Source organism: Sphingobium scionense, from assembly GCF_014197035.1.
Lineage (GTDB): Bacteria > Pseudomonadota > Alphaproteobacteria > Sphingomonadales > Sphingomonadaceae > Sphingobium > Sphingobium scionense.
Map to the genome: position 1 here is coordinate 1 of NZ_JACIEU010000079.1, position 2,561 is coordinate 2,561.

Here is a 2,561-nt window from a genome sequence, read left to right on the forward strand (position 1 = left end):
TCGGCGAGCCAACCATCCAGTGATACCCCTGATATCGACGGGCTGATCCGCCATGTAACGGTGACGTGCCCTCAGCATCCGCTCTTCGGCGAGCGGTTCGAAGTTCTGAAGCTGGTGTCTGATCGCGGGCCGGCTTGGATGACTATCCGGGTGCCGCATGGCGGGCAGCGAAACATCCTTCGCTCCGTCACCGATCTGGCTACCGCTCCGCCTGACTCGAAATCCGCGCCGTTGGTCTCAGGCTCCATCCTAATGCGAGTCGTTGCGCTGGCAGAGGCGTTGCGCCGTTCATCACAGGACGAGGAATGCCAGAGTGAACATCAGCTCTCCCCGGAGACGGCCAAAGATCCAGATATGGTCGAGCCTGCCGCCAGCAATCCAGCGTCAGCTGGCGGCGACGATAGCGCAGGCTTTGTGCTCGCGCCCAACTGCCCGCTACGCCGGTGACACCGATGTTGAGAGATTATGCCGTAGATGAACGGATAAGCACCACGCAGCAGGCCAAGCTGGCCTATGTCTATGTCCGTCAGTCGAGCGTCGGCCAGATCCGCCATCACCAGGAAAGCACGGCGCTTCAGTATCGGCTTGTCGACCGCGCGCTTGGCCTTGGCTGGCCGCGCGAACGGGTCGAGATCATCGACGACGATCTGGGGAAATCCGGCGCGGAGGCTCAGCACCGATACGGCTTCCAACGCCTAATCGCTGAAGTTGGCTTGGGTCACGCCGGTCTCGTTCTGAGCTACGACGCGTCGCGCCTCGCACGCAACAACAGTGACTGGCATCAACTGCTTCAGCTCTGCTCGATGTTCAGCGTTCTCATCGCCGACAGCGAACGAATATATGATCCTGGACTTTACCATGATCGGCTTTTGTTGGGTCTCTCGGGGATCATGAGCGAGGCTGAGCTGCATCAGATCCGCATGCGCCTGCACACGGGGGAACGGCAGAAGGCGGCGCGCGGCGAACTGCGTATCCCGCTTCCGGCAGGGCTGATCTACGCGCCCGCCGGAGGGATCATGCTCAATCCCGACGCCCAGGTTCAGGAGCGCATCAGACTTGTGTTCGACAGCTTCATGCGCCTGGGAAGCGCAAAGGCAGCAGTGCGCTATCTGCGCCAGGCCGATCTTGCCCTGCCGGTCAGGCCGTTGAAGGGACCGGCGCCACACGAAATAGCCTGGCGCGATGCAACCGATGCGCGTGTGCGCAATATCCTGAAAAACCCTGTCTATGCGGGAGCCTATGTCTACGGACGCCGGTGTGCTGCGCCCGAAAAGCGAAGCGAGGGGGCCAATAACCCGACGCGCGCTGTTCCGCGCGAACAGTGGGAAGTCTGCATCCAGAATGCTCATCCAGCGTATATCAGTTGGGAGACGCATATGGCGATCAGCGACAAGCTCACGGACAATGTCGGCAACTTCAAAGCCGGGCATCGTGGCATGCCTCGGAAGGGAAAGGCGCTGCTGCAGGGTATAGCGATGTGTGGCAGTTGCGGACGGCGCATGGCACTCAACTACTCTGGCCCTGACAGCAACCATCCGGTATATCGGTGCCGTTCCGAACGAGCGACCTGCGTCGGTCAATATTGCCAAGAGGTGCGTGCGCCGCGGGTTGAGGCTGAGGTCGAACGGCAGTTCCTTGCAGCGCTCACCCCTGACCAACTCGCCATCGCGTTGGCCGCGCTCGACGCCATCGACGCGGACGTCCATGGACTCGAACGGCAATGGACACTCAAGCGCGAACGCGCCGAATATGAATGCGAGCGTGCCCGGCGCCAATATGACGCGGTCGAGCCGGAAAACCGCCTCGTTGCCCGTTCGCTCGAAAGCATCTGGGAAAGCAAGCTGCGTGAGGTCGAAAAGGTCGAGCAGGACTATCGGCGGTGGAAGACGGAGCAAACCGTTGCGTTGAATGCCGACGATCGCGCCCGTATCGCAGCGTTCGGCATCGACCTGCCTGATCTTTGGGAAAGAATCGAGAACAGCGAACGCAAGGCGATGCTCCGCCTCGTGATCGACAAGGTCATTCTAGATCAGCGGCGGGCGAAAGGCATGGTGTGGATCCGCATCATCTGGCAGACGGGCGCAGCGACCGAACACTGGGTCATGCGGCGCACTCAATCCTATGCTGAAGCTGCTCATGCCGACGTGCTAGAACAGCGGATCCGAGAGCTCAACGCCGCTGGCATGATGGACGCCGAGGTCGCTACCGCGCTCAACACAGAGGGTCTGCGGAACAGCCTGGACGGGCTGTTCGACCACAACACGGTGCACCTGTTGCGCCAGCGCTGGAATATCCCCACCGTAAAGATCAACGGCGTCGAGCATAATCCGCCCCGTTGGCCGGATGGCAGCTACTCGATCCAAGGTGCCGCGACCGCGCTCGGCGTCACTGAGCAGACGGTGTTCAAATGGCTGAAACGCGGTAAGCTTCAGGGCCGGCAACTAAAGAAGGGACAGCCGTGGCAGGTGGAACTGACCCTCCAGCAAATAAAGGCGCTCACAGCGCCAAATTACAGTATGACCCCTTCCAGGAAAGCAGCATCATGAAACGTTCGGCGATCC

General features: G+C 60.9%; 2 protein-coding genes. Both read left to right on the forward strand.

Annotated features, from left to right (window positions below; genetic code table 11):
* Positions 1-447, forward strand: a 447-nt coding sequence (locus GGQ90_RS28750; protein WP_188084636.1) for a hypothetical protein, incomplete at its 5' end; no start/stop codon positions are given.
* A 5-nt stretch (positions 448-452) separates the two neighbouring features.
* On the forward strand, positions 453-2,546 hold the full coding sequence (locus tag GGQ90_RS28755) for a recombinase family protein (protein WP_037473055.1): 2,094 nt from the start codon (positions 453-455) through the stop codon (positions 2,544-2,546).
* Positions 2,547-2,561 lie beyond the last annotated feature (15 nt).

Excerpts from the sequence above, each read along its gene's own strand:
- GGQ90_RS28755 (WP_037473055.1), top strand. The coding sequence starts at position 453 with ATGTTGAGAGATTATGCCGTAGATGAACGGATAAGCACCACGCAGCAG.